This is a genomic window from Caballeronia sp. TF1N1 (assembly GCF_022878925.1).
Taxonomy (GTDB): domain Bacteria; phylum Pseudomonadota; class Gammaproteobacteria; order Burkholderiales; family Burkholderiaceae; genus Caballeronia.
On the sequence record NZ_CP084626.1, the window covers coordinates 1,114,719 to 1,139,729 of the forward strand.

The following is a 25,011-nucleotide window of genomic DNA, read 5'->3' on the forward strand; positions in this document are numbered from 1 at the left end:
CGGGCAAGTGAAGCAACGCAAAGGGGTTCAAATGGGGCAGGTACTTTTCATCGTCTGGCGTGAGAGCGTCGAAGCTTTGCTGGTCGTCGGCATTCTGTACGCATGGCTGAAGAACGGCGACCAGCAGGCGCGTCGCGGCCTGCCTTATCTGTGGTTCGGCGTGGCTGCGGGGCTGGTTGCCGCCATCGCGCTGGGCGCCGCGCTCATCGGCTTCACGGAAGTGCTGTCCGGCAACGCGCAGGATTACTTCCAGACCGGCATGGTGCTGATCGCCTGCGTGCTCATTGTGCAGATGGTCCTGTGGATGAAGCGTCACGGCCGCACGCTCAAGCGCGACATGGAAAGCTCGCTGCAAAAGAGCACGCAGGACGGACAGTTCTGGGGCATCGCGGTGCTGGTTGCGCTGGCTATCGCGCGTGAAGGCAGCGAGACGGCCGTGTTTCTGTATGGCGTCGGCTTCGGGCAATCGGGACACGTCGATGCTTCGCAGTATCTCGCGATCATCCTCGGCTTCGCGCTCGCGCTCCTGACGTTCTACGTGCTGCAACTCGGCGGCAAGATCTTCTCGTGGCGCTCGTTCTTTCGCGTGACCGAAATCATGCTGCTGTTCCTCGCCGCCGGCCTCTTCGAGACGGGCGTCGACAAACTGATCGACATGGAAGTGCTGCCGGTCATCGTCAATCAGGTGTGGAACTCGTCCGCGCTGCTCGACGACTCGAGCACCTTCGGTTCGCTCGTTGCCACTCTCACGGGTTATCGCGCGCATCCGGCGGGCATGAACCTGGTTGCCTACGCGGTCTACTGGATCGTGATCTATCTTCTCCTGCGCCGTTCCAATCATCAGATGGCGCAAAAACAAAAGGCGGCGAGCCGTCCAGCATGAGCTCTGTTCTGCAACGACCCGGCCGGCTGCAACAGGCCGGTCAATGGATGCAACGGCACGGCAACGCGATCCGCGGAATTCAGTGGGTCGTGGTTGCCGTGTACGCGTTTCTGATTCTCGTGCCGGCTGTCATGCCGCTGCCCGATGGCTCGGCGCATTTGTGGAATAACCTCACGCTTGCCGCGCAGTTCGTGTTCTGGGGCATCTGGTGGCCGTTCGTGCTGCTGTCGATGGTCATGCTCGGCCGAGTGTGGTGCGGTGTGCTGTGTCCGGAAGGCGCGCTCACCGAGTTCGCGAGCAAGTTCGGCCGCGGCTGGGCGATTCCGCGCTGGATGCGCTGGGGCGGCTGGCCGTTCGTCGCATTCGGACTCACGACCATCTACGGACAGATGGTCAGCGTCTATCAATATCCGAAAGCGGTGCTGCTCGTGCTCGGCGGCTCGACCGTGGGCGCGATGATCGTCGGCGTGCTGTATGGCCGCGAAAAGCGCGTGTGGTGCAAGTACCTCTGCCCGGTAAACGGCGTGTTCTCGCTGCTCGCACGGCTTGCGCCGTTTCACTACAAAGTCAGCGAAGACGCGTGGCGCCGTTCGTACAAGGAAGGCGAGCACGGGCATCGGGTGATTCCGATCAACTGCGCGCCGCTCGTGCCCCTGCGCAAGATGGAAGGCGCCGCCGACTGCCACATGTGCGGCCGATGCAGCGGCCATCGCGATGCCATCGCGCTCACGTGGCGCTCGCCGTCGGAGGAAGTGGTCGAGCTCGGCAACAAGGCGGCGAATCCGTGGGACACGGCGCTAATTCTGTACGGCTTGCTCGGCATCGCGATCGGTGCGTTCCACTGGACCGTGAGCACATGGTTCGTCGATCTCAAGCAGATCTTCGCGAGCTGGCTGATCGATCACAATATCCTCTGGCCGCTCGATACCAACGCGCCGTGGTTCCTCTTCACGCATTATCCCGAGCAGAACGACGTGTTCTCCTGGCTCGACGGCACGATGGTGATCGGCTATATCGTCGCGACGGGTCTCGTCTACGGCACGGCGCTGCTCGCGCTGCTGGCGCTCGGCACGCGCATGCTCGGCAAGATGAACGCGGCGCGGCTGCATCACCTGACGCTCTCGCTGATTCCGCTCGCGGGATGCGGCGTGTTTCTCGGCTTGTCGGCGACCACGGTCTCGCTCCTGCGCGCGGAGCATCTGCCGCTGTGGTGGGTGACGGACCTGCGCCTCGGGCTGCTTGGCGTCGCCAACTTGTGGAGCGCCTGGCTCGCGTGGCGCGTCACGGCTCGTTATTCCTCGACGCTTGTTCCGCGCGCACTCACGATGGTATGGTTTGTCGCGGCGCTCGCCGTCGCGGATAGCGCCTGGTATCTGATGTTCTGGGGCTTCAGCCGATAACGCCATTAGGTGAGAATCAAGTGAGAACCAAACCCGTACTGACCGACGAAGACGTCCTGCTGATGGCCGCCGCCGCCGAGGCGCACGCAAAGGCGCACAACTGGAACGTGACCATCGCCATCGTCGATGACGGCGGGCATCTGCTGCATCTGCATCGGCTCGAAGGGACGGGCGCGAGCACGGTCGAGATGGCGACTGGCAAGGCGCGCACCGCCGTGCTCGGCCGGCGCGAAACGAAGGTGTACGAAGACACGATCAAGCAGGGCCGCACTGCGTTTCTGAGCGCGCCCATGACGGCCATGCTCGAAGGCGGCGTGCCGATCTTCGTTGGAACGGATATCGTCGGCGCGGTGGGCGTGTCGGGCGTGAAATCGGATCAGGATGCATCGATCGCGCGGGCGGGCATTGCGGCGCTTGGCATCGAAAACGTCTGAAGCGAGAACGTCCGAAACAATAAAAACGGCACGCCTTCGCATTGAAGGCGTGCCGTTCGATCGAACAAAATGCATGGCCTCGTTCGGGCACATGACATCGGTGGGAACCAAAAAAAGCGGCTTCGCTTGCTATCGACGACTGGCTGGTGTTTGCACGAAGGGGTCTAAATTCTCGCGTGCAAGTCGTCCTCGCTGGCTAAGGCCAAACACCTCTTTGGCGAGGTGGTCCCCACAATACACGGTACTGCTGTTCTGCCTTACCTCTTTGCCGCTTACTTCGTCAGGATCAGCTTGCCCAAACGCGTCGCGCGCAACTGATAGGTCTCCCCGTTATGCACGATCGCGATATGACTGCGTCCCTGCAGTAACGTATCGCTGCGCAACGAACGATCGCCGGTTGCATCGGCTGAATCGGTCGATGTCGTCGATGCCCGCACCGACGTCACGGCAGCCGTCTTTGGGCGCGTGATGGCTGCATCGCGAACTGCCGGACGGCGAAGCCTGAGCGTGGTGGATCGCAGCGTGTCGGTCATGTCGTTTGAGTGCGTTCGTTGATTCGATGGGTCTATAGTAAATGATAACTATTCCTATTTGCAACTAGAGTTTCCTATGGATGCGCGGCCGTCATAGCCGCGCTTCATGCAGTACTTGAACTTTCTAGTGCAGCGGCGTTTCGTCGTGGCGACCGTGCGCATACTGGCGAATCAGCCGCACCGTGTCGATATCCGATTCCCGATAAGCCGACTTGACGATCTCTTTGGTCTGGCGCTCGTCAGGCGTCGCGTCGTCGTTTTCGGGCAGGGTGGTGCTGTACGTGAATCGCAGAAACAGTTGCAACTCGTCGGGCTGCTCGATCGCCATGGTCAACGAGCCGCCGACATGTTCGGCAGTCGGCAGGATGTCGTAACGCACGCTGCTATCCGGTGTGAGCGTGACGCGGTCCCGCACCACGGCCTGACCGTAGTGCAACTCGCGCTCCATGACGTCGCCTTCGCGCGAGAGGATGTCGCAGCTATCGAGGCCGAGCACGAAAAGTTGCGGCTGCTCGGCGCGCAGCACGAGTCCTTCCCACAGTTGTTCGCGCGTGAGCGACTCGACGAGCGGATTGGTCGGATCGTTGATCTGGATGAGATGTTCGAAATTCAAAACGACGTTTCCCTGGATAGTTCGATGTACCCGTGCGGGCTGTTTTCAGGAAGTCAGGAAGCGAGCCCCGAGTCGATGCGCACCGCTCCGGACAGAACCTTGTGCATCGGACACGCATTGGCGATTTGCAAGAGGCGTTCCCGCTGTTCGGCATCGAGCGCGCCCGTGAGCGCGATCTGCCTGTCGATGATCGTGCCGTCTGCCGTGCTCTTCATCGACAATTCGACGTGCACCGCTTCGAGCGGCCAACCCTTGCGCTTCGCGTACATGCGAAGCGTGATCGAGGTGCACGCACCCAGGCTCGATAGCAGCAGCGACGCGGGCTCCGGACCGGTGTCCGCGCCGCCGAGGCTCGCGGGCTCATCGGCGACCCAGCCATGCGTGCCGTCGCGCAATTGCACCTGATAGTCGGCAGCGCCGATGCTGGCGGTCACGGAAGATCCGGAAGACATGCGTCGCTCCTATGAATGGCGATGTACGGCAAGAATAGCGGCGCGAATAAGAGCGGCGCGGCACGAACGGTCATTGTGACGCAATGCGCCCGTTCGTGCCGCGCCGTTTCATCGTGCCGATACGGTTCAGCGATGAATACCGCTCGGTGTGCCTAGTGCGTGATCGCGCCCATGCGGCCTGTCTGATAGTCGGTCACGGCCTGGCGAATTTCATCTTCCGTGTTCATGACGAACGGACCGTAGCGCACCACAGGTTCCTTGAGCGGCACGCCGCCGATGAGCAACACTTCGACGGGTTCATCGCCGGCGGCGAGGATGATCGTGTCGCCATCGTCCTTGAACGAGATCATCTGCTGTTTGCGTACCGGTTGACCCTGCGGCCCATAGAGACCGACGCCCGACAACGGATACGCGAACACGCGAAAATCGCGCGGCACGTGATGCTCGACTCTTGCGCCAGGTTGCAGCGAAAAGTGTTGATAAAGAATCGGCGTACGTGTTTCGATGGCGGCTTTCACGCCGAGCGCTTCGCCCGCGATGACCTTCACGCGCACCTTGCCGTCTTCGCTCATCGCGACGGGAATCTGCGCCGACGCGATCTCTTGATAATGCGGCGTCGTCATCTTGTCGCGCTTCGGCAAGTTCACCCACAATTGCAGGCCGTGCACGCGGCCACCGCGTCGCGTGAATTCCTCGCCAGGCATCTCGCTATGAATGACGCCCGCGCCGGCGGTCATCCACTGCACGTCGCCCGGACGTAATGTGCCGGAATGGCCGGCCGAATCCTTGTGACCGAACTCGCCTTCGAGCATGTAGGTGACCGTTTCGAAGCCCCGATGCGGATGATCCGGCGCGCCCTTGGCTTCGCCCGGAGCGTAATCGGTCGGGCCCATTTCATCGAGGAGAAGGAACGGGTCGAAGTCCATGAGAAGACGCGTCGGAAACGGGCGATGCACGACGAATCCGCCGCCTTCAACCGTGCGCGTTGCGGGAATGATGCTGGAAATGGTACGGCTCATGATCGGAATGCCTCGCGTCACCAAAAGGGAAATAGCGATATTTGTAGAACGTGGGGATATTATATGTGCCGGATTTAGCGATAAAAGACCTCGTGGCGCAATGGATTGTCCCGCCACGGATAACGAACTCGAACGAACCGAACGTCCCATGAAAGTCGATTCGCACGATCTGAACGATCTGATGTACTTTTCGCACGTCGTCGAACACGGCGGTTTTTCGGCGGCCGAGCGCGTGCTGGGCATCTCCAAGTCGCGCTTGTCGCGGCGCGTGTCGGAGCTGGAGGCGTCGCTAGGCGTGCGCCTTTTGCAGCGCTCCACGCGCAAGCTTGCGCTGACCGAGGCGGGGCAGCTTTTCTATCAACACTGTCAGGCAATGCTCGTGGAGGCGCAGGCCGCCGTCAACGTGGTGCAAAGCCTGCGTGACTCACCGCGTGGCACGGTGCGCGTGAGCGTCCCGGTGACCATCGCGCAGACGTTTCTGTCGGCGGTGATGCCCGACTTCATGCATCGATTCCCTGAAGTGCGGGTCGTGCTGCGCGTGACCAATCGTGTGGTGGATCTGTTCGAAGACGCGATCGATGTCGCCTTGCGCGTGCGCTCCGAGCCGCCCGTGAGTTCGAACGTGGTCGCGCGTCCGCTGTGGCGCACCGAGCAGATGCTCGTCGCCGCGCCTTCGCTTCTCAAATCGAACGCGCCGCCGATGACCGCCGCCGAACTCGCGCAATACGACACGCTCGATGTGCCATCGGCGGATGGCCGCCATGTGTATCGACTGATCGCGCCCGATGGCACGCGTCACGAGTTCGAGCACGAGCCGCGTCTCGTCACCGCCGATCTCTCGATGATCCGCGAAGCCGTCATGCGCGGCGTCGGCATCGCGGCGCTGCCCGAGATGATGTACGGCGCGCCGCTCAGAACCGGCCAGCTTTCGCCCGTGATGCCCGGCTGGACATTTCCGTCGCCGCAACTCTATGCGGTTTTCCTGACGCGGCAGGGCATGGTCCCGGCCGTACGGGCGTTCGTCGATTTTCTGGTGGAGTCGATCGAAGGCGGCAAACGCTTCCCCGGAGAATGTCCTGTCATCGAACAGCCGGAACGCGAAACGGTTTGATCGCAATCGGCGCGCGGCATCATTTATGTCATTGAAGCGCGCGCTTGCGATGGACAGATTCAATCGCCGAAACCTTGTTTGCGGGAATGGCCGGCGTTATATTGAAATTCCTTTCGCTAAGGAGCTTCTTATGCGGAAACTGACGGCTACTCTGATAGTTAGCCTGATAGGGCTGATCGCGCTGTCCGTGTCAACGACGGCTGCCGCATGTGGCGATTCTTCCGGCTCGGGCTATTCGAGTCCCAAGTAATTGCCTTGCCCGAATGCGCCGAGTGCGCAATAAAAAAGGCCTTCATCCGACGATGAAGGCCTTTTACTTTTTGCGGCTGTGTTGCGCGCTGCTTTAATTGCCGCCGGCTTTCGGTTCGGTCACGAAACCGATCTTCGTGAGTCCTCCCGCCTGGGCCGCGGACATGAGATCGGCCACGCGTTCGTACGCCACCTTGCGATCCGCGCGCAGATGAATCTCCGGCTGCGGGTTTTGCTGCGAAGCCTGCGCAATGCGCGCCTTGAGCGTCGCGTCGTCGATCTTCTGCTCGTCCCAGACGATCGTGCCATCGGCTTGAATCGCGACGTCCACATGCGACGGCTTTTCGTCTTGCGGCTGGCTGCTTGCGTGCGGCAGGTCGATCTTCACGGCGTGATGCATCGCGGGGATGGTCACGAGGAAAATGATGAGGAGCACCAGCATGACGTCGACGAGCGGCGTCATGTTGATCTCGCTCATCATGCCGTCGTCTTCATCGCCGGCGAAAGGGCTCATGGCCATCTTGAACCTCCGCTTACGATGCGCGCGTCGCGAGACGCAGGCTTTCGGACGTGGCGTCCTTGGTGCGCTTGGACGACGACAGCTTCGAGCCGGTCACGAAGAAGGCATGCAAGCCGTGCGCGAAGCGGTTCAGCTTCGTCACGACGCTCTTGTTCGCGCGCGTGAGGGCGTTGTAGCCGAGCACGGCAGGGATCGCGACGAAGAGACCGAAGGCCGTCATGATGAGCGACTCGCCCACCGGACCCGCCACTTGGTCGATCGACGTCTGGCCCGTCGCGCCAATTGTCAGGAGCGCGTGATAAATGCCCCAGACAGTACCGAACAGCCCGACGAACGGCGCCGTACTGCCGATCGATGCCAGCACGGCGAGCCCTGCCTGCATGCGGCCGACGCTTTCATCCATGACGTCTTTCAGGCATCGCGTGATCCACTCCGACACATCCATGCGGTCGTGCAGATGCGGCTGCGTCTGATGATGATGCTCGGACGCTTCCTGACCGGCCAGCGCCAGCGCGAGGTACGGGTTGTCAGCCGGATTCGACGACTGGCTGCTGATTTTCTTGATGCCGTCGTTGAAGTCGTCGGAATGCCAGAAGGCCTGATCGGCGTTCTTCGTGAGGCGTTTGAGACGCAGCACATTCCATCCCTTGACGACGATCACGGTCCACGAAAGCACCGACATGATGACGAGCGCCAGCGCGATACCGCGTGTGACGAAGTCGCCTTGCGCCCAGACGTGCGCAATCCCGTAGTTGTTCATTTCCAGTTCCTGTTTCTAAAAAAAGCCGGTCAGTCGTTCAGACTGAATACGAATGGCACCGTGGCGGTTGCCCGAATGGCTTCGCCATTCTCTTTGTAAGGACTGCACGCGCTGCTGCGCACGGCGTCGAGCGCCGCGTCGTCGAGGCGCTGCGAGCCGCTGCTCTTTTGCAGCGTCACATTCTCGATTTTGCCCGTAATACCGACCGTCAGCTTGACGAGCGAGGTGCCGGTTTCACCGCGACGCCGCGACATCGCCGGATAATCCGGCTGCGCGATGTTGCAGCTCAGACGCGCGACGTTCTTTGGCGCGGCCAGATCCATCGTCGGTTTTCCGATCGCGGGCGCGGCCGGCGCGGCGGGCGCTGGCGCGGGCGGTGTCGGGGCCGGCGGTGTGGGATCGGGTGCGGGCGCGGCGATTTGCGAGGGCGTTTCGCGCACCGGCATCGGCGTGGGCTTCGGCTCGACCTTGGGTTTGACCTTCGGTTTGGGCTGCGGCTTTGGAACCGGTTTCGGCGGCTCGGGAGTCGGTGGCGACTGCACGGCGACAGGCTGCGGCGCGGGCGCCGGCGTTTCGCTGATCAGCTGCGCGGTGATTGTCTTCGCTTCGACGGGGCGCGGCAGCGGCTCGCGATGCATGGTGAGCGCCACGCCGAAGAGCGCGGCGTGAATCGCCAGCACGGCGACGCATGCGGCCACCACGCGCGGGTTCAAATTGCTCGGCGTCGTCGTGTCGAATACAGCGGGAGAAGTTGTCGGGGACTGCATTCTTATTCGCTGCTTGCGGTGTTGCCAGTAGCGCGGCCATCGAAGTTACGTACGTTCGCTGGTTCGGCGCGGAAGAAACCAAACGACATCATTTTCTGAAAATAATGAGGGATATGAATAGAGTAGCCACGAAACCAATCAGCAATTCCATCTTTCCCTCCTTAAGGGCAAAGAGTTGCGTGGCTGGCGTAGGTGATCGGAACCTGGCTTGCGATAAGCGATCAAGAAACCAAGCGGCGCGCTTCGCCGACAGCGGGGCGCCGAGCGCTATCTCGGTCGCGCCCCGCGCAACTTCAGGCAGCCTGGCGTTCGTAGAACGTGAGCGGCGCGACTTGCGCATGTTCGCGCTGTTCCATTCCACAGCGCGACGCGCAGACTCCGCTCGTCGCCATGACGTCGCGCACGCTTGCTTCGCACTTCCCGCAGCATAGCGCGACCCCAAGCTCGAACTGGAGCTCGTCGAAGGATTCCATTCCATCGGCGATAGCGGAGCGGATCTTACGGTCGGAAACTGCTTTGCAGACACAGACGATCATGGTCGTTCGCGATAGCTTGCGTTAATGCGAATTATTATCATTCAGTAAGACGTTCTTGGCAAGCCGGGTTCTGTGTTTTTTGTAACACAGCGCGTGTGTTAGCCGATTTATTGCTTAGGAGCGTTTGCTGGTGGGGCTCCGACGGCTATGACGCCCCGGAAAAACCCTTAGACGATGTCGGGTTCGGCAAGGCGCGTGCGTCGCGAAGGGATCAGCACGTGTTCGACGCTGGCGTCGAGATGCAGAAGCGATGCCGCGAGCTGACGCTGGGATTCGCCGTCGGCAGTCGAGCAGAAGCGCGGCATGGATTCCACCGCAGCCGATGAGTTTTTTAGAGCGTTCGTTTCCAGCAGACGGTCGAGCTGGCGCGCGATGGCGACGCTGGTATCGACGAGTTGCAGCCGTTCGCCGGCGATCTCGCGAATGGCGCGGTCGAGAAACGGATAGTGCGTGCAGCCGAGCACCAGAGTATCCGCGCCGGCTTCGAGCATAGGCGCGAGATAGCCTTCGAGCAGCGCCATGAGTTCCGGCGACGACGTATCGCAGCGTTCGACGGCCTGCACGAGACCGTGTCCCGGCTGGCAGATGAAGCGGCAATCGCCCGCGTAACGTTCGAGCAGCAACTGGAAGCGCGCGCTGCGCAAGGTCACCGCAGTTGCCAACACGCCGACGACGCGCGTCTTGGAAACGGCGGCGGCGGGCTTCACGCCCGGTTCGACGCCCACGAGCGGAATGGAAAGCCGCTCGCGCACGAGCGCGATCGATTGCGCGGTTGCCGTATTGCATGCGACGACGAGCGCTTTGGCGCCTTGCGCGACAAGCCATTCGCCGATAGCCATGGTGCGGTCGACGATGAAATCGTCATCGCGCTCGCCGTAGGGCGCGTACAACGAGTCCGCGACATAGACGAGCCGCTCGTGCGGAAGCAACGCCCGCACCGCACGCAGCACCGACAAGCCGCCGAGACCGGAATCGAAAATGCCGACCGGCGCGCTCGCGTTTGTCGGAGCACGCGCGTTCGGCATGATTGTGGGTACGACAACTACTGACATTGCGGACAGATATTTACTCGCCTTCGCCCATCATAGTCTGCTGGTAGTTCTGGATGCCAACCTTGTCGATCAGATCCAGTTGCGTTTCCAGCCAGTCGATGTGTTCCTCGGTGTCGTTCAGGATCTTGTCGAAGATATCGCGCGAGACGAAATCGCGCACCGATTCGCAATAGGCAATCGCCTCCTTGCACGTGGACTGCGAAATCTGTTCGAGCTTCAGGTCGCACTCGAGGATTTCCTTGGTCTCTTCGCCGATAAGTAGCTTGTGCAGGTCTTGCAGGTTCGGCAGACCGTCGAGCATGAACACGCGCTGGATGAGCCAGTCGGCGTGTTTCATTTCGCCGATTGATTCGTCGTACTCATGCTTGCCGAGCTTTTCCAGGCCCCAGTGCTTGTACATCCGCGCGTGCAGGAAGTATTGATTGATCGCGGTCAGTTCATTTTTCAACTGCGCATTCAGATATTCGATGACTTTAGCGTCGCCTTTCATGAGTGTTCCTTTTCGTAGCGTGGGGCATCCCGCAAAGATAAACGTTCTTAACGGCTCTGCCAAGGATGAGTGAATCTTTTTTAATTGCGATAAAACTGAGAATGAAAATCCTTCTCGATACCGCTTCTCCAAAACAAAAGAGCCGGACGCGCGGTCCGGCTCTTCATTGGCCGCGATCCGTGCGGCCTCGATCGATCAGACCGTCGCGACGGGAATCTTGCCGATCTTCGCCTGCCATTCGGCGGGACCCGTTTTGTGTACCGACGTGCCTTGCGAATCGACGGCGACCGTCACCGGCATGTCCCGCACGTCGAATTCGTAGATGGCTTCCATGCCGAGGTCTTCGAACGCCAGCACCTTCGCTTCGCGGATGGCCTTGGAGACGAGATATGCCGCGCCGCCCACGGCCATCAGATACGCCGCGTTGTGCTTCTTGATGGCCTCGATGGCGACAGGCCCGCGTTCGGCCTTGCCGATCATCGAGATGAGGCCGGTTTGCGCGAGCATCATCTCCGTGAACTTGTCCATGCGCGTGGCCGTGGTCGGGCCGGCGGGACCGACGGCTTCGTCGCGCACCGGGTCGACCGGGCCGACGTAATAGATCACGCGGTTGGTGAAATCGACCGGCAGCTTTTCGCCCTTGGCGAGCATGTCGGCAATGCGCTTGTGCGCCGCGTCGCGGCCCGTGAGCATCTTGCCCGACAAGAGCAACGTCTGGCCCGGCTTCCAGGAAGCCACTTCTTCCGGCGTCAGTGTGTTCAGATCGACGCGCTTGCTGGTTTCCGTATTCGGCGCCCAGGTCACGTCCGGCCACGCGTCGAGCGGCGGCGCTTCGAGCTTCGCCGCGCCCGAGCCGTCGAGCGTGAAGTGAGCGTGACGCGTGGCCGCGCAGTTCGGAATGATCGCGATGGGCTTGGACGCCGCGTGCGTCGGCGCCGCCATGATCTTCACGTCGAGCACGGTGGCAAGCCCGCCCAAACCTTGCGCGCCGATACCAAGCGCATTCACCTTCTCGTGCAGTTCCACGCGCAGTTCTTCGATCCAGTCCCGCGGTCCGCGCGCGATGACGTCCTGAATGTCGATGGGGTCCATGAGCGATTCCTTGGCCATCAGCATCGCCTTTTCCGCCGTGCCGCCGATGCCGATACCGAGCATGCCTGGCGGACACCAGCCCGCGCCCATCGTCGGCACGGTCTTGATGATCCAGTCGACGATGGAATCCGACGGATTCAGCATCGCGAACTTAGACTTGTTTTCCGAGCCGCCGCCCTTGGCCGCGACCTGCACGTCGACCTTGTCGCCCGGCACGATCTCGTAGTGGATCACGGCGGGCGTGTTGTCCTTCGTGTTCTTGCGCGCGCCTTCGGGCGGGCTCACGATGGACGCGCGCAGCACGTTGTCCGGGTTCAGGTAACCGCGGCGCACGCCTTCGTTGATCATGTCGGTGACGCTCATCGTCGCGCCGTCCCAACGCACGTCCATGCCAACCTTGACGAACACGGTCACGATGCCCGTGTCCTGGCAGATCGGACGCTTGCCTTCCGCGCACATGCGGCTATTGGTCAGGATCTGCGCGATGGCGTCCTTCGCGGCCGGGCTTTCCTCTAGCTCGTAGGCGCGGCCGAGCGCCTGAATGTAGTCGAGCGGATGGTAATAGCTGATGTATTGCAGCGAGTCGGCAATACTCTGGATCAGGTCTTCCTGCTTGATGACGGTCATGGCTTGGGCTTTTCGGGGACGAATATATTTGTGCGTTCTGATGACGCCTGAGGCTCAGTCGAGCGCGCTTCGGGGCGCGACTTCGCTGTGAAAATGTGCGGGATGCGTATGCGTGGTCAGCTTGTCGACGTACGCCATGATGAGCGCCGAGAACAGGAAGGCCATATGGATGATCACCTGCCACAGCACCGTATGAAACGTATGCTGGTCCGGGTTGATGAAGGTTTTGAGAAGATGGATCGACGAGATGCTGATGAGCGCCATCGAGAGCTTGACCTTCAGCACGCCCGCGTTGACGTGGTCGAGCCATTCGGGCTCGTCGGGATGACCTTCCACGCCCAGACGCGACACGAAGGTTTCGTAGCCGCCGACGATCACCATGATCAGCAGGTTCGAGATCATCACCACGTCGATGAGGCCGAGCACGACCAGCATGATGTTGGTTTCATCGAGCGTCATTGCGTGCGTGACGAGATGCCAGACTTCCCTCAGGAACAGCACGACGTACACGCCTTGCGCGACGATCAAGCCCAGATACAGCGGCACCTGCAGCCAGCGGCTCATGAAGATGATTTTCGGCAGCGCCTTCATCGAGCCGGGTTGGACGCGCGAGTCGGGTGTGTGCTTGGAAGCGGGCATGGGCGGCTTGTCGGTCGGCTGTCGGACGAGGAAAGGGAAGAAACAACGAACAGGAAACGCGCGCGGGTCGTGGACCCGCGCTCAGGAAGCCCGCCATTGTAGCAAGTTGTATGTGACGATCCGCCCGGCTTTCAAAATGCGTTCGTGTCGGCGCGACTACTCGGCAACCGATACCGCCGCGCGCGTCTTCATGCTCGCGAGCCCGATGCCCGCGACCACGCAGGCGAGTGCGATGCCATGCGCGAAACTCGGCCGCTCCCCGAGAAACGCGATGCCATAGATCGCGGCGGCAATCGGCAGCACCGCGCAGAACACGCCGGCGAGACTGCCGTCGACATGGCGGATGCCTTTCATCCACAGCCAGAACGAGAAGATGCTCGCCGAGAGTCCATACCAGAGTACGAGCGCCCAGGTGAGCGGTTCGACGCCGCGCCAGTCGAAAGCAACAAACGAAGCCGCGCCGAACGGCAGCATCAGCACGAAGCCTATGCCATGCGTATAAGCGCAGATGTCGATGGCCGGCAGCGTTTGCGTCAGACGCCGCGACAGGATCACATAGAGCGACTCGCAGCACACCGCGCCGAGCACCATCAGATTGCCCGTGAGCGAGCCCGCGCTGCCGTCGGCGTAGGCATCGCCACTTTGCGCGACGTTGATGACGAGCACGCCCGCAATCGCAAGCGCGATCGATGCGAACGCGCGTCCGCTCGGCTTCTCCTTGAGAAAGAGCCACGAGAAGAGCGCGACGACAGCCGGAATCGTGCTCGTGATGACGCCCGCCGCGACCGCGCTCGTGCGTGCGACGCCATTCAACATCAGAAGCGTGAAGCCGAATGTGCCGAAGAATGCCTGCAGAAAGAGGTTGATCCATTCGCCGCGCGCGACCTGCCTCATCTTGGCGAGCCGGAAGAGCGGCCAAAGGACCAAGAGGGCGATCACGAAGCGCAGAAGCGCGAAGAGCGGAACGGGAACGGACGCGACGATGGACTTGCCGATACCGACGTTGCTTCCGACGAGCAGCATGGCTGCGATGAGTAAAAGGGCGTAGCGATTCAAGCTGGAATCCGCACTGCGAGTTCAGTTACGATTGTGGGGACGCATTGTAATTGAAGCCGCCGCGACTCCGCGTATACCCCGTGCCTCTTGACCGGCGCGCGTAAGAAGCGGGTAAGTTGAACGGCATATCTTGGAGTACATGCGGGATGGCAGCGCTTTACGAGCGAAGCCGTTCCTGGAAAGGAGACAAGGTTCGGCCGGGAACGAAGCACGCTTTCCGGCTTTCGAACTTCATAACATGCGGCACGCGGTAGCAACGAAGCGCGCCGCCGGCTTTTGGAATCACCATCAGAGAGGTTGTCGATGTCTGCGATCGAATCGGTTCTTCAGGAAAAACGCGTGTTCCCGCCGTCTGCGAAGGCATCGGCGGGCGCGGCCATCTCCGGCATGCAGGCTTACAAGGCGCTCGTCGCCGAAGCCGAACGCGATTACGAAGGTTTCTGGGCGCGGCTCGCGCGCGAAACGCTGTCATGGCACAAGCCCTTCACCCGCGTGCTCGACGAATCCAAGGCGCCGTTCTACAAGTGGTTCGAAGACGGCGAGCTGAACGCTTCGTATAACTGTCTCGATCGCCATGTCGAAGCGGGCCGCGGCGGCGACAACGCCATCATCTTCGAAGCCGACGACGGCACGGTCACCAACGTCACGTATCAGGACTTGCTCGACCGCGTATGCCGTCTGGCCAATGCACTCAAAAAGCGCGGCGTGAAGAAGGGCGATCGCGTGGTGATCTATCTGCCGATGTCGGTGGAAGGCGTGGTCGCCATGCAGGCTTGCGTGCGGATCGGCGCGACGCATTCGGTCGTGTTCGGCGGCTTCTCGTCGAAGTCGCTCAACGAACGTCTCGTCGATGTCGGCGCGGTCGCGCTCATCACCGCCGACGAGCAAATGCGCGGCGGCAAGGCGTTGCCGCTCAAGAGCATCGCCGATGAAGCGCTCGCGGCCGGCGGCTGCGAGGCGGTGAAGAACGTCATCGTGTATCGCCGCACGGGCGGTAAGGTGCAATGGACCGAAGGACGCGACTCCTGGCTGCACGACGTAGTCGAGAATGAATCGGCGACGTGCGAGCCGGAATGGGTGAGCGCGGAGCATCCGCTCTTCATTCTGTACACGTCGGGTTCCACGGGCAAGCCGAAGGGCGTGCAGCACAGCACGGCGGGCGTGTTGCTGTGGGCCGCGCAGACCATGAAGTGGACCTTCGACATGAAGCCGGGCGATGTCTTCTGGTGCACGGCGGACATCGGCTGGATCACGGGACATAGTTACATTGCGTACGGGCCGCTCGCCATTGGAGCGACGCAAGTCATGTTCGAAGGCGTGCCCACGTATCCGCACGCGGGCCGTTTCTGGGAGATGATCGCGCGCCACAAGGTCACGATCTTCTATACGGCGCCGACTGCGATCCGCTCGCTCATCAAGGTCTCGGAAGCGGATCCGAAGGTCCATCCGAAGCGTTTCGATTTGTCGAGCCTGCGCATTCTCGGCACCGTCGGCGAGCCGATCAATCCCGAAGCGTGGATGTGGTATCACGAGAACGTGGGCGGCGGGCAGTGTCCTATCGTCGACACCTGGTGGCAGACCGAAACCGGCGGCCACATGATCACGCCGCTGCCGGGCGCGACGCCGCTCGTGCCGGGGTCGTGCACGTTGCCGTTGCCGGGCATCATGGCCGCTATCGTCGATGAAACCGGCCAGGACGTGCCGAATGGACAAGGCGGCATTCTGGTGGTCAAGCGTCCGTGGCCGTCCATGCTGCGCAACGTCTGGGGCGACCCGGACCGCTACAAGTCGAGCTACTTTCCCGAGGAACTCGGCGGCAAGCTGTATCTCGCGGGCGATGGCGCCGTGCGCGACAAGGACACCGGTTATTTCACGATCATGGGCCGTATCGACGACGTGCTGAACGTCTCCGGTCATAGGCTCGGGACGATGGAGATCGAATCGGCGCTGGTTGCGAATCCGATGGTCGCGGAGGCGGCAGTCGTCGGCCGTCCGGACGACACGACCGGTGAAGCCGTCGTGGCGTTCGTCGTGCTCAAGCGCGATCGTCCTGAGGGCGATGAAGCGAAGCAGATTGCCAACGAGCTGCGCAATTGGGTTGGCAAGGAGATCGGACCGATCGCCAAGCCGAAGGACATTCGCTTCGGTGAGAATTTGCCGAAGACGCGTTCGGGCAAGATCATGCGGCGTCTGCTGCGTTCGCTCGCGAAGGGCGAGCAGATCACGCAGGATGTTTCGACGCTCGAGAATCCGGCGATTCTGGATCAGCTCGGCGAGGCGCGTTGAGGGACGGTTTGCGATGTGTCGCGCACGTCAAGGCGCGCGCCGCATCGCGTTTAGTGCATGCCGTGATTGCGGTTTAGCTCGATCGACGAGGGCAGGTACGTGAGCCTCTCCGTCTCCTTGCCATTCCATTCGGTCGTCTCGGCAGGGGACTTGTCCAGCCAGGGCAAACGCAGTCGGATTCGAACTCCATCCGCGTCCGCCCATCCCATCCCGCTGTAGTCCCCGATTGCCGATACCATGCGGTTTTGGTAAATAACCGCATGGTCATGCCGCCGCCCGCCGATTCCGCGCCACCCACGCTTCCCGCTCCGCCGCTCGTGCCGGCGGCAATGGCGCGCGCGCATCGGGCGTATTGGCGCTTTAATATCGCGTTGATCGGCGTGCTGCTCACGATCGGTTTCGTCGTCTCGTTCGGCGTGCCGCTTTTCGCGCAGCGTCTCGCGCACGTGCGCGTCGCGGGCTTTCCGCTGCCGTTCTACTTCGGGGCGCAAGGCGCCATACTCGTCTATGTCGCGTTGATCCTCGTCTATATCGTGCTGATGCAGATTGCCGATGCGCGTCTTTCGCGCGCGGCCGCGTTATCGGCGAGACAAGACGCAATGGACGCGGCCGCGCGATGAAGCTCACGAACCGGCTGATCCTCGCCTACGCGCTCTATACGCTCGGGTTTTTGCTCTTTATCTTTCTGATGGAGCGCATCGAGCGCACGACCGGGCCGGGCATGTGGATAGGCTACGTGTTTCTGTTCGTGCCGATCGCGGTGTATGCGGTCATCGGACTGCTTTCGCGCACGTCCGATCTCGTCGAATACTATGTCGCGGGCCGGCGCGTGCCGTCGGCGTTCAATGGCATGGCGACCGCGGCGGACTGGCTGTCGGCGGCGTCGTTCATCGGACTCGCGGGATCGATCTATGCAAGCGGCTATGACGGCCTCGCCTACGTGATGGGCTGGACCGGCGGCTACTGCCTCGTCGCGTTCCTGCTCGCGCCGTACGTGCGCAAACTCGCGCGCTACACCATTCCCGACTTCCTCGGCACGCGCTTTTCCAGCAACCTCGTGCGCGCGCTCGCGGCCATCGCGGCGATACTCTGCTCGTTCGTCTATCTCGTCGCGCAGATTCAGGGCATCGGGTTGATCGCGTCGCGCTTTATCGGCATCGAGTTTTCCATCGGCATCTTTTGCGGGCTCGCGGGCATTCTCGTGTGCTCCTTTCTGGGCGGCATGCGCGCGGTGACGTGGACGCAGGTCGCGCAGTACATCATTCTGATCAGCGCGATGCTGATTCCCGTGTCGATGATCGCGCATCGCGAAGGCCTCGGCTGGCTGCCGCAACTCAACTATGGCCGCGTGATGGAGCGAGTCGAAGCGCTCGAGCGTGAAGTCGCGGCGTCACCCGACGAAGCGCGCGTGCGGATGGATTATCGGCGTCAGGCGGCGCGAATGCAGCAGCGTATCGACGCGCTGCCGAAGTCGTTCTTCGACGAACACGGCCGTCTCCTCAACGAAGTCGCGGACCTGCGCCGGCACAACGGACCGCTGCGCGAAATCAACGAGCGCGAGCGCGAACTGGCTTCGTTCCCCCGCGATCCCGCAGATGCGAAAGTCAAGTGGGCGCGCGAACGCGATGCCCTGACCGAGCGCGTCGCGGCTCCGGTTTCGATGGTCAAAGCCTTCGCGCCGGACTCCGCGAGCGATGAGACGCCACGCTCGCATCAACTCAATTTCTTGTCGCTGCTGCTGTGCCTGTCGATCGGCACGGCCAGTCTGCCGCACATCCTCACGCGCTATAACACGACCACATCGGTGGCATCGGCGCGGCGCTCGGTTGGCTGGACCTTGTTCTTCGTGGCGCTGTTCTATCTGACCGTGCCGGTGCTCGCGGTGCTCATCAAGCACGAGATTCTGACGGGCATTGTCGGCCACCGGTTCGCGGACCTGCCGCAGTGGGTCACGCAATGGCGGCGCGTGGAGCCGTATCTCATCCATATCAGCGATGTGAATGGCGATGGCATCGTGCGTTGGGCGGGAATCCAGATGCAGCCCGACATGGTCGTGCTCGCCGCGCCGGAAATCGCGGGCTTGCCGTACGTGATATCGGGATTGATCGCGGCGGGCGCGCTGGCGGCCGCGCTCTCGACGGCGGATGGCTTGCTGCTGACCATCGCGAATGCGCTTTCGCACGATGTCTATTACTGCATGGTCGATAAGAACGCGACGAGTCAGCGGCGCGTCACCATTTCCAAGATCTTGTTGCTGGGCGTGGCGTTGCTGGCATCGTGGGTGGCGTCGCTCAATACGGGAAATATTCTCTTTCTGGTGGGAGCCGCGTTTTCGCTGGCGGCGTCAAGTTTGTTTCCAGCGCTGGTGCTCGGTGTGTTCTGGAAGCGCACCACGCAGCGCGGCGTGGTCGCCGGGATGATTGCCGGGCTTGTCGTGTGCGTGTATTACATCGTGTCGACGTATCCGTTCTTCGTGCAACTGACCGGCTTCGCTGGGCATCGCTGGCTTGGCATCGAGCCGATCAGTTCTGGCGTCTTCGGTGTGCCGGCCGGTTTTGCGGTGGCGATCGTCGTGAGTCTTCTCGACCGGAAGCCGGATGCTTACACGCGCGCGCTCGTCGATTACATTCGACATCCGTAGGGGGTGGCGGGGCGGCGGGAAGTTGGTATAATCGCGGTCTTCCGGAGAGATGGATGAGCGGTTTAAGTCGCACGCCTGGAAAGCGTGTATAGGGTAAAACCTATCGGGGGTTCGAATCCCCCTCTCTCCGCCAGAAGAATGCATAAAAGCCCCGTTAACTCAATGCGTTACGGGGCTTTATTTTTTTGGGCCCGTCATTTGGCCCATCACTGGCACACTTTTCCTCGGCCTTGGCGCCTCAGCGAGCGTATTAAAGAGTGCGGACAGTTCCCAATGGTCCAGAACTCTGTATATGGCTTTGGTGGCTTGTTCTTCATCAGATAACAAGCGCAGGAGTGAGACGAGCCCCGTAAGGGCAAACGTTGCGCGTGCCTGATAATCGACGCCTGCCGTCATCATGTAGTGCGGTCCGCAATGGCCGGGTTTGCCACTGCGTTCGAATATCGACATCCATCCGGGATACTCTGCGTTGCGTCTGTTCGGCGAAGGCGAGTCTATTGGATCGCGGGTTGCCTTGCTGGCCGTTGCCTTCCTCTTTTCTTTCATGCTGTCTAGCTCCTGTATGAAGCCCGGAGCCGCGCCCTTCGAAGGAAAGGGCGGGCGGGAACAGTGACAAGGTTAGTAGACCGGGTGAGTACAACCATTATCTGCAACCCTTTCGGGTTCCCTGCCACGTCCCGCCCATAGGCGTGACAAAGCACCATGCGCGAGCGGTCTGTCGCGCTCGGGTTCTATCGCTTCGCTGCATTGTGCGAGCGTCGCGGGTTGCAAACTCACTACAGGCTGCCAAGCCTGTCCCAGCGCAACCACGCGCCAGACTTTTGCAGAATACGATACAAATCCGCAGCGTTGATTCTACGACGCCGTAAAAATTAGTTAAATTTGACGTGTGTCCGTTTGAATCTTGTTATGCGCCGTCGCGCCGCTCGTATGCTGACGATGCCGCTCAAGCCGAGCGAGCATACGAGACAGAAATGAATTACATGCCAAAAATCAAGCATAACGAAACACATCGCGAGGCTCGGTCATGATGCGTCGTATAGCGGTTGTCGGAGACAAGCTCGACAACGATGGCGAAATTTGCTCTTACGAAGGACCGCAATTTCTCGTTCACGGGCATCAAGCCGCTCTCATTGGCGGGGCGGCATACTGCCCCGTCTGCAAAACGACCGGATACATCGCTAAGGTTGGCGGGCCGCGTCGTATGAATTTCTTCATCAGCGAGATTGCAGCCCATGACGACGTGGTTGTATGCGGTTGCTCCGAGCATCCGCGCATCTTCGCCATGCTTGCGGGCGAAGCTTGGTACGACGACATGGCCGAGAGCCTTGGAGTCATCAAACAGCAACTTGCAGCGAACTCGGGCATCCCAGCGGAAATCGCAGAGACTGTCGAACAAATTGGCAGTAAGGACAAGTATGCGAGCTGGTTCTATGTGCAGGACAGCATTACGGGCGAGGCGCTGCGTAACCAAAGTTTCGTCGCTCGAGTCGCTGGAGCTAAACAATCCGGCAAAACGGACGCGAGCGGGTACGCAAAGATTTAAACAGACGGGGAAAGTACTATCGATTTACACGTCGTTTTCTCGTCACCGAAACGCGAACTCAAACCGGGTACAGGGACGTAGGGATATGACCGCAGATTACAACATTGAACACTGGACATCGACTCGTTCGGCGGCGGGACATAGCAGAGCCAGCGCAATATCTATATCTGTGAATAATCGAGCCGCAACTCGGCAGGCGATTATCATGCAATTGAAGCAAAAGGGCTACCCGTTACTAGAAAGATCGTCTTGGAGTGCAAAGCCGCCCAAGAACACGCTGACGCCGTCACGCTGGGATTACCGAGATATCGTGATTCACCACGCAGGGCGTAGTTATTCGTGCGCAGTAGGTGAGCACGGGGCGATCGAACAAATGAAGAAGGTTCAGTCCTATGATATGGGCGAGCAAGCATTTGATGACGTTGGTTATCACTATGCCGTTTCATGCCCCGGCGAGGTGATTGAAGCCCGTGACATTCGTTTTACCGGTTCCCATGTGAAAGGGGACAACACAGGCCAGCTTGGCATTGTCCTGCTCGAAAATCTGGCCGAAGCCGGCGAAGCGGCAGCAGGAGTACAGCCGGAAATCGCTTTGGCATAAGTTGAAAGGATCGATGGACATAGCGAAAGATTCCGTGGCCTTTGACCACGCGATACCGACGAAGGTGCAGATTGATGCCCTGTCAGCGTTGATAGCAACATTGAACGATATTTTCAACATCACGGCGTTAGGGGGGCATCGCGAATATCAGCTTCTAGCACCCGGTAACGAGGGGCGGGCATGTCCGGGTAAGTATGGGATGCAGGTAGTCGAGGCAATGCGGGCGAAATTCGGGCTTGGCGCACCTTCAAAGTGAGATTGCCCAGCCAAGCTGTTCGTTAATGATGTAGCTTCGACGCGCAAGCTGGTCTTGAATTAGCTGGCAGCGTTGCTGTTTCGGAAGACGATTCGTCACGGGCAGCTTGGCTTTTTCCTCAAATGCGTCGAACCACTCGCTGTTGCCCATGTCCGGACCGTGTCCGTCGCTATCTGAAATGTCGAAGTAGTGGTTGTCCAGATATGAAAACCACTCTTGCGTACACGGCTGGGCGACTGGGGCGCGCGGTAGGCTCGTAGTAATGGAAAGCCATGCGAGAACGACAACGAAACAGATGCCGATGAGGATTTTCATTTGCGCTATTTAAAAATAATTGTTCATCTTTGGCTGCTTTCGGCGGCGGGGCTAGTTTCTGTGGGTTTGTTTTCCCTGCAGCGCCCGGCGGACGTCGCCATCGTGCTGGGAAACACGGTAGATGCCGATGGTAGTCCGTCAGCACGGTTGGCGGCAAGGCTTGAACGAGCTTTCCAGTGCTATCAGCAACAACAATGCAAACTCGTCTTTGTGAGTGGTGGCATTGAAGCGTCGGGTAATGACGAAGCGCTTGTCATGTATCGCTACCTTGTGCGTCGTGGCGTTCCGTCTCGCAACATCGTGATTGATCGTGCGGGAAACGACACTTGGGCTACTGCGCGTAACGCTAGCGCTTTTATGCGAAATCGAGGACTATCAAGTGCGTTGGTAGTGACGCAGTATTTTCATCTTCCAAGAACGATGCTTACGCTTAGGCGTTTTGGTGTGAGCAACGTTAGTGGTGCATATCCGCGATTCTGGGAGGCGCGGGACGCCTATTCCGTCTTGCGCGAAGTGCCAGCTCTAGTTTGGTATGTCATCCGCCCGATCTAGTATCAGTCCAGCCGGTGTCTGGCGGCACAGTTAAGCAGGTTTGCTAGCAGTCGGACCGGTTGGCGCAACCAGCCGGCGTGGCGCAAACGTGTCTTGCCCACGCTTCCATCATTGGGCGGCGCAACTCTAGCAAATCGGTTCGGTGATAAGCCGCTTGAACCTTGTTCGCAACGGTATGAGCCAGCGCGCGTTCCGCGAGGTCACGGGCGTGGCCGTTGTCGCTGGCCCGATCGCGGAAGCTGCTGCGGAATCCGTGCGCCGTGGCGATACGTCCAGGCGTGTCGCTCTTCGCACTGACGCGGCGCAGGAAGGACGTGAGAACAATATCGCTTAGAACCTTGCCGCGTGGCGAAGGGAATACAAGCATTACATGGAGCTTCTGCTCCTTCAACCGCTTGACGCGCTCCAGCGTCTGGAACGCGGACGTTGTCGTGATGAGAATCGAGCAAGGCGAACATAACGGCTGCAAAAGAAAAAGCCCTCAAACAATCAAGGGCTTGAAATTGTGGCGGAGAGGGACCGCCTGTATGCAGGCCAGCATGTTCCGACGAATTCCGCAATCCTTTATGAAAATCAAAGGGTTGTCTTCATTTTCCCCAAGCGATGCACTTCACGCAACGCAAGCGATCGCCATTTCTCACGCGCGATCCAACCGAATACTCATCCGCGGGGAAAAGCCGCACTCCTAAGCGTACGTCCTTGAAAAATTTAGTCAAATTCGCATCACTCGATGCTGGAAAGACTAACCATCGACGGTACTCCGCGCTAAGGTTCACGCGCTGCAACTCCCTATCAACTCAAGGAATTGAAACATGAGCATCTTCGGTGACATCGTCAACAAGATTTTCCACAAGGCAAAGCCCGCCGAGCAAGCGCCCGCAGTCGAAGCGCAACCGGTCCCGGCTGATGTCGCACAAGCCGACGCGGCGCCGGCTCCTGCCGCACTGTCCGACATCGACGTGGCCGCCGTCATGGACAGCTTGGCGCGCGAAAGCGGCCAGACGCTCAACTGGCGCGTATCGATCGTCGATCTGATGAAACTTCTGCAAGTAGACAGCAGCCTCGACCATCGCAAGCAGTTGGCCGCCGAGCTGAAGTACAGCGGCGACACCAACGACTCGGCGACGATGAACATCTGGTTGCACAAGCAACTGATGCAGGCATTGGCTGCCAATGGCGGCAAGCTGCCGTCGGATATGCTCGCTTAACGCAAGCAAAAGACAGTCAGCAGAACAAGCCCGCTATTGGAGTCATTTCCGATAGCGGGCTTTCTTTTAGGACAGGCACGGGGAAAAGGAGGCGCCGTAAGAACGATGGCTACGACGGCAAGGCCAGGCCTCTAATAATGCTCGATTGAATCGCGCACATGGCAGGGCGGGGCCAACCGTGTATCCATCTCTTACGACATCCAGAAGAATAGTCGATCCTGCTCCGGTGTCGATATCGGATTAATCGTGTTTCTGCAAACGTTTCACCGCCAAATTGCCGAAGAAACGTACGCTCCGTGCTTACCGTTGCCGCGGCGCGGTCGCGAAAGCCTCGATCGGATCGCGCGACGCGGCCGCTTTTTCCTCGCGTTTCCTGGCTGATGACTCCGGTCGCGCGAACGCGGCGATAGGATCGGACTGGTTTGCGGTATCGACGTGTTGTGACGTATCCGCCACTTTTCGTTTTGGTGACATCGTCTTCGCCGCATGTTGCGGCGTGCTTTGTCGCGCGCCCGCCGTATTGCTAACCCATTCTTCGCTGTAGGTCGCGAAGGCCGACGATGCACAGGTCAACGCCAGGAATCCGAATGAAACAATAAGAGCGCTAAGTGTTCGCATGATTTCGTGATTGTTTTCCAATTGGCGGATGCACCATGACGCTGCCTGGTACGTGGACATGGGCGCGTAACGGTCGAAATCGTTGCAGTGAGAAGCCCCGCGCGTGCGGGGCTGTGAGTCGCTCGACTCGATACCGCGTGCTTTTTGCTCGCGGTCAAGTCGTTTAGTGAGCGATCATTGCTTGCGCAGCCTGCTCTGCGTCGAAATGCAATGCGGCGTTTGCCGCCTGTTCCTGCGCCATGAATTCACGCGCCGTCTGAACGCCCTTTTCAAAGGACGCGCGAGCCGTGTGATCTTCGAGTGCGGCGATCAACGGCATCTGTTCTTCTGCGACGGAGTGGAGCAGGCTCAGGATGTCGCGACGCATGGTTTCCGGGTACGAGCAAAAGTGTTCGAAGCCGCCCGGCGCTGCGACGATGTTGACGAGCGATGACAGCAGGCGCGCACGATTGGCGCAATGCTCGCCGATAGCCATGGAGTGGGAAGTGGTGACGCGGCCGTTGGAGTCGACGGAAACTTGCAGGTCCTTCATTATTGTGAGCCTCTTTATGGTCTGTAGGAGGTATGCATTTAAGCGACTCACGCTGCAAAAAACCTTCGGACAATTCTTAATCGTTGTGATGGAGACGATAATTAACGTTTCGTAGGTCCGATGGCGACCACGTCAGACCGTTCGCGAGTGTCGCGCCCAAGCCGCCAACAGTTATGGACGCTTTGTCCGGAAACGCGCGTGTCAGCGCGCCGCACGAATACGC

General features: G+C 60.3%; 29 protein-coding genes and 1 tRNA gene. 13 read left to right on the forward strand and 17 right to left on the reverse strand.

What is annotated here, in order from left to right:
• The first annotated feature begins 31 nt into the window (after positions 1–31).
• The 3 genes from LDZ28_RS05065 to LDZ28_RS05075 are packed head-to-tail and all read left to right on the forward strand — an operon-like array spanning position 32 to position 2,717.
• Positions 32–883 (forward strand): FTR1 family protein, encoded by an 852-nt coding sequence (locus LDZ28_RS05065; protein ID WP_244827613.1) that lies wholly within the window; start codon positions 32–34, stop codon positions 881–883.
• The gene (locus LDZ28_RS05070; protein WP_244827614.1) at positions 880–2,283 is read left to right on the forward strand and encodes a 4Fe-4S binding protein; all 1,404 of its coding nucleotides are present in this window, start codon (positions 880–882) and stop codon (positions 2,281–2,283) included. Before LDZ28_RS05065 ends, LDZ28_RS05070 begins: the two co-directional genes overlap by 4 nt.
• A gap of 20 nt (positions 2,284–2,303) precedes the next feature.
• Positions 2,304–2,717 (forward strand): heme-binding protein, encoded by a 414-nt coding sequence (locus tag LDZ28_RS05075; protein WP_244827615.1) that lies wholly within the window; start codon positions 2,304–2,306, stop codon positions 2,715–2,717.
• Positions 2,718–2,989: 272 nt separating this feature from the next.
• On the opposite strand, the gene hemP is transcribed toward LDZ28_RS05075, so the two are convergent.
• The 4 genes from hemP to LDZ28_RS05095 form a co-directional block, all read right to left on the reverse strand.
• Positions 2,990–3,250, reverse strand: coding sequence for a hemin uptake protein HemP (gene hemP / locus LDZ28_RS05080; protein WP_244827616.1), 261 nt, complete (start codon positions 3,248–3,250; stop codon positions 2,990–2,992).
• Positions 3,251–3,374: 124 nt separating this feature from the next.
• Positions 3,375–3,863 (reverse strand): SRPBCC family protein, encoded by a 489-nt coding sequence (locus tag LDZ28_RS05085; RefSeq protein WP_244827617.1) that lies wholly within the window; start codon positions 3,861–3,863, stop codon positions 3,375–3,377.
• A gap of 53 nt (positions 3,864–3,916) precedes the next feature.
• Positions 3,917–4,315: an OsmC family protein gene (locus tag LDZ28_RS05090; RefSeq protein ID WP_244827618.1), complete on the reverse strand. Its 399-nt coding sequence runs from the start codon at positions 4,313–4,315 to the stop codon at positions 3,917–3,919.
• A gap of 152 nt (positions 4,316–4,467) precedes the next feature.
• The gene (locus tag LDZ28_RS05095; RefSeq protein ID WP_244827619.1) at positions 4,468–5,334 is read right to left on the reverse strand and encodes a pirin family protein; all 867 of its coding nucleotides are present in this window, start codon (positions 5,332–5,334) and stop codon (positions 4,468–4,470) included.
• Positions 5,335–5,482: 148 nt separating this feature from the next.
• Here LDZ28_RS05095 and LDZ28_RS05100 point away from each other — a divergent pair, with 148 nt between their 5' ends.
• The gene (locus LDZ28_RS05100; protein WP_244827620.1) at positions 5,483–6,445 is read left to right on the forward strand and encodes a LysR family transcriptional regulator; all 963 of its coding nucleotides are present in this window, start codon (positions 5,483–5,485) and stop codon (positions 6,443–6,445) included.
• A 343-nt stretch (positions 6,446–6,788) separates the two neighbouring features.
• Here the strand turns inward: LDZ28_RS05100 and LDZ28_RS05105 are convergent, their stop codons facing one another.
• The 9 genes from LDZ28_RS05105 to LDZ28_RS05145 all read right to left on the reverse strand — a co-directional run bounded on the left by LDZ28_RS05105 (position 6,789) and on the right by LDZ28_RS05145 (position 14,233).
• On the reverse strand, positions 6,789–7,214 hold the full coding sequence (locus LDZ28_RS05105; protein WP_244827621.1) for a biopolymer transporter ExbD: 426 nt from the start codon (positions 7,212–7,214) through the stop codon (positions 6,789–6,791).
• 13 nt (positions 7,215–7,227) lie between these two features.
• On the reverse strand, positions 7,228–7,974 hold the full coding sequence (locus LDZ28_RS05110; protein WP_244827622.1) for a MotA/TolQ/ExbB proton channel family protein: 747 nt from the start codon (positions 7,972–7,974) through the stop codon (positions 7,228–7,230).
• A gap of 29 nt (positions 7,975–8,003) precedes the next feature.
• The gene (locus LDZ28_RS05115; protein WP_244827623.1) at positions 8,004–8,741 is read right to left on the reverse strand and encodes an energy transducer TonB; all 738 of its coding nucleotides are present in this window, start codon (positions 8,739–8,741) and stop codon (positions 8,004–8,006) included.
• Positions 8,742–9,034: 293 nt separating this feature from the next.
• Positions 9,035–9,277 carry a bacterioferritin-associated ferredoxin gene (locus LDZ28_RS05120; RefSeq protein WP_244827624.1) on the reverse strand — a complete coding sequence of 81 codons (243 nt, stop codon included), beginning with the start codon at positions 9,275–9,277 and terminating at the stop codon, positions 9,035–9,037.
• 167 nt (positions 9,278–9,444) lie between these two features.
• Positions 9,445–10,302: a glutamate racemase gene (murI, locus tag LDZ28_RS05125; protein WP_244827625.1), complete on the reverse strand. Its 858-nt coding sequence runs from the start codon at positions 10,300–10,302 to the stop codon at positions 9,445–9,447.
• A gap of 40 nt (positions 10,303–10,342) precedes the next feature.
• A complete protein-coding gene (gene bfr / locus LDZ28_RS05130; RefSeq protein WP_244827626.1) occupies positions 10,343–10,819 on the reverse strand; it encodes a bacterioferritin in 477 nt (158 codons plus the stop codon).
• A 195-nt stretch (positions 10,820–11,014) separates the two neighbouring features.
• Positions 11,015–12,538, reverse strand: coding sequence for a fumarate hydratase (locus LDZ28_RS05135; protein ID WP_244827627.1), 1,524 nt, complete (start codon positions 12,536–12,538; stop codon positions 11,015–11,017).
• A gap of 54 nt (positions 12,539–12,592) precedes the next feature.
• The gene (locus LDZ28_RS05140; RefSeq protein WP_370652130.1) at positions 12,593–13,129 is read right to left on the reverse strand and encodes a TIGR00645 family protein; all 537 of its coding nucleotides are present in this window, start codon (positions 13,127–13,129) and stop codon (positions 12,593–12,595) included.
• 204 nt (positions 13,130–13,333) lie between these two features.
• Complete coding sequence (locus LDZ28_RS05145) at positions 13,334–14,233, reverse strand: DMT family transporter (protein ID WP_244827629.1); 900 nt, start codon at positions 14,231–14,233, stop codon at positions 13,334–13,336.
• Between the two features lie 303 nt (positions 14,234–14,536).
• On the opposite strand from LDZ28_RS05145, the gene acs reads away from it, so the two are divergent.
• The 4 genes from acs to LDZ28_RS05165 all read left to right on the forward strand — a co-directional run bounded on the left by acs (position 14,537) and on the right by LDZ28_RS05165 (position 19,293).
• Positions 14,537–16,519, forward strand: coding sequence for an acetate--CoA ligase (gene acs, locus LDZ28_RS05150; RefSeq protein WP_244827630.1), 1,983 nt, complete (start codon positions 14,537–14,539; stop codon positions 16,517–16,519).
• Between the two features lie 260 nt (positions 16,520–16,779).
• Positions 16,780–17,139 carry a DUF4212 domain-containing protein gene (locus LDZ28_RS05155; RefSeq protein ID WP_370652101.1) on the forward strand — a complete coding sequence of 120 codons (360 nt, stop codon included), beginning with the start codon at positions 16,780–16,782 and terminating at the stop codon, positions 17,137–17,139.
• Positions 17,136–19,160, forward strand: a complete 2,025-nt coding sequence (locus LDZ28_RS05160; RefSeq protein ID WP_244827632.1) for a sodium:solute symporter family protein — start codon at positions 17,136–17,138, stop codon at positions 19,158–19,160. Before LDZ28_RS05155 ends, LDZ28_RS05160 begins: the two co-directional genes overlap by 4 nt.
• Positions 19,161–19,203: 43 nt before the next feature.
• A tRNA-Ser gene (locus tag LDZ28_RS05165) sits at positions 19,204–19,293 on the forward strand.
• A gap of 44 nt (positions 19,294–19,337) precedes the next feature.
• On the opposite strand, the gene LDZ28_RS05170 is transcribed toward LDZ28_RS05165, so the two are convergent.
• Positions 19,338–19,706, reverse strand: coding sequence for a hypothetical protein (locus LDZ28_RS05170; protein ID WP_244827633.1), 369 nt, complete (start codon positions 19,704–19,706; stop codon positions 19,338–19,340).
• 481 nt (positions 19,707–20,187) lie between these two features.
• Here LDZ28_RS05170 and LDZ28_RS05175 point away from each other — a divergent pair, with 481 nt between their 5' ends.
• The 3 genes from LDZ28_RS05175 (at position 20,188) to LDZ28_RS05185 (ending at position 21,563) form a co-directional block, all read left to right on the forward strand.
• Complete coding sequence (locus LDZ28_RS05175; RefSeq protein WP_244827634.1) at positions 20,188–20,706, forward strand: PAAR domain-containing protein; 519 nt, start codon at positions 20,188–20,190, stop codon at positions 20,704–20,706.
• Positions 20,707–20,911: 205 nt separating this feature from the next.
• Positions 20,912–21,307: a hypothetical protein gene (locus LDZ28_RS05180; RefSeq protein ID WP_244827635.1), complete on the forward strand. Its 396-nt coding sequence runs from the start codon at positions 20,912–20,914 to the stop codon at positions 21,305–21,307.
• A 13-nt stretch (positions 21,308–21,320) separates the two neighbouring features.
• The gene (locus LDZ28_RS05185; protein WP_244827636.1) at positions 21,321–21,563 is read left to right on the forward strand and encodes a hypothetical protein; all 243 of its coding nucleotides are present in this window, start codon (positions 21,321–21,323) and stop codon (positions 21,561–21,563) included.
• On the opposite strand, the gene LDZ28_RS05190 is transcribed toward LDZ28_RS05185, so the two are convergent.
• Complete coding sequence (locus LDZ28_RS05190) at positions 21,555–21,878, reverse strand: hypothetical protein (RefSeq protein ID WP_244827637.1); 324 nt, start codon at positions 21,876–21,878, stop codon at positions 21,555–21,557. The two genes, LDZ28_RS05185 and LDZ28_RS05190, sit on opposite strands and share 9 nt — an antisense overlap.
• Here LDZ28_RS05190 and LDZ28_RS05195 point away from each other — a divergent pair, their 5' ends adjacent.
• Together LDZ28_RS05195 and LDZ28_RS05200 are read left to right on the forward strand one after the other, a co-directional pair.
• Complete coding sequence (locus tag LDZ28_RS05195; RefSeq protein WP_244827638.1) at positions 21,879–22,430, forward strand: YdcF family protein; 552 nt, start codon at positions 21,879–21,881, stop codon at positions 22,428–22,430.
• Between the two features lie 812 nt (positions 22,431–23,242).
• Positions 23,243–23,638, forward strand: coding sequence for a DUF3597 domain-containing protein (locus LDZ28_RS05200; RefSeq protein ID WP_244827639.1), 396 nt, complete (start codon positions 23,243–23,245; stop codon positions 23,636–23,638).
• Between the two features lie 300 nt (positions 23,639–23,938).
• Here the strand turns inward: LDZ28_RS05200 and LDZ28_RS05205 are convergent, their stop codons facing one another.
• On the reverse strand, positions 23,939–24,316 hold the full coding sequence (locus LDZ28_RS05205; RefSeq protein WP_244827640.1) for a hypothetical protein: 378 nt from the start codon (positions 24,314–24,316) through the stop codon (positions 23,939–23,941).
• 103 nt (positions 24,317–24,419) lie between these two features.
• Positions 24,420–24,788: a hypothetical protein gene (locus LDZ28_RS05210; RefSeq protein WP_244827641.1), complete on the reverse strand. Its 369-nt coding sequence runs from the start codon at positions 24,786–24,788 to the stop codon at positions 24,420–24,422.
• Positions 24,789–25,011 lie beyond the last annotated feature (223 nt).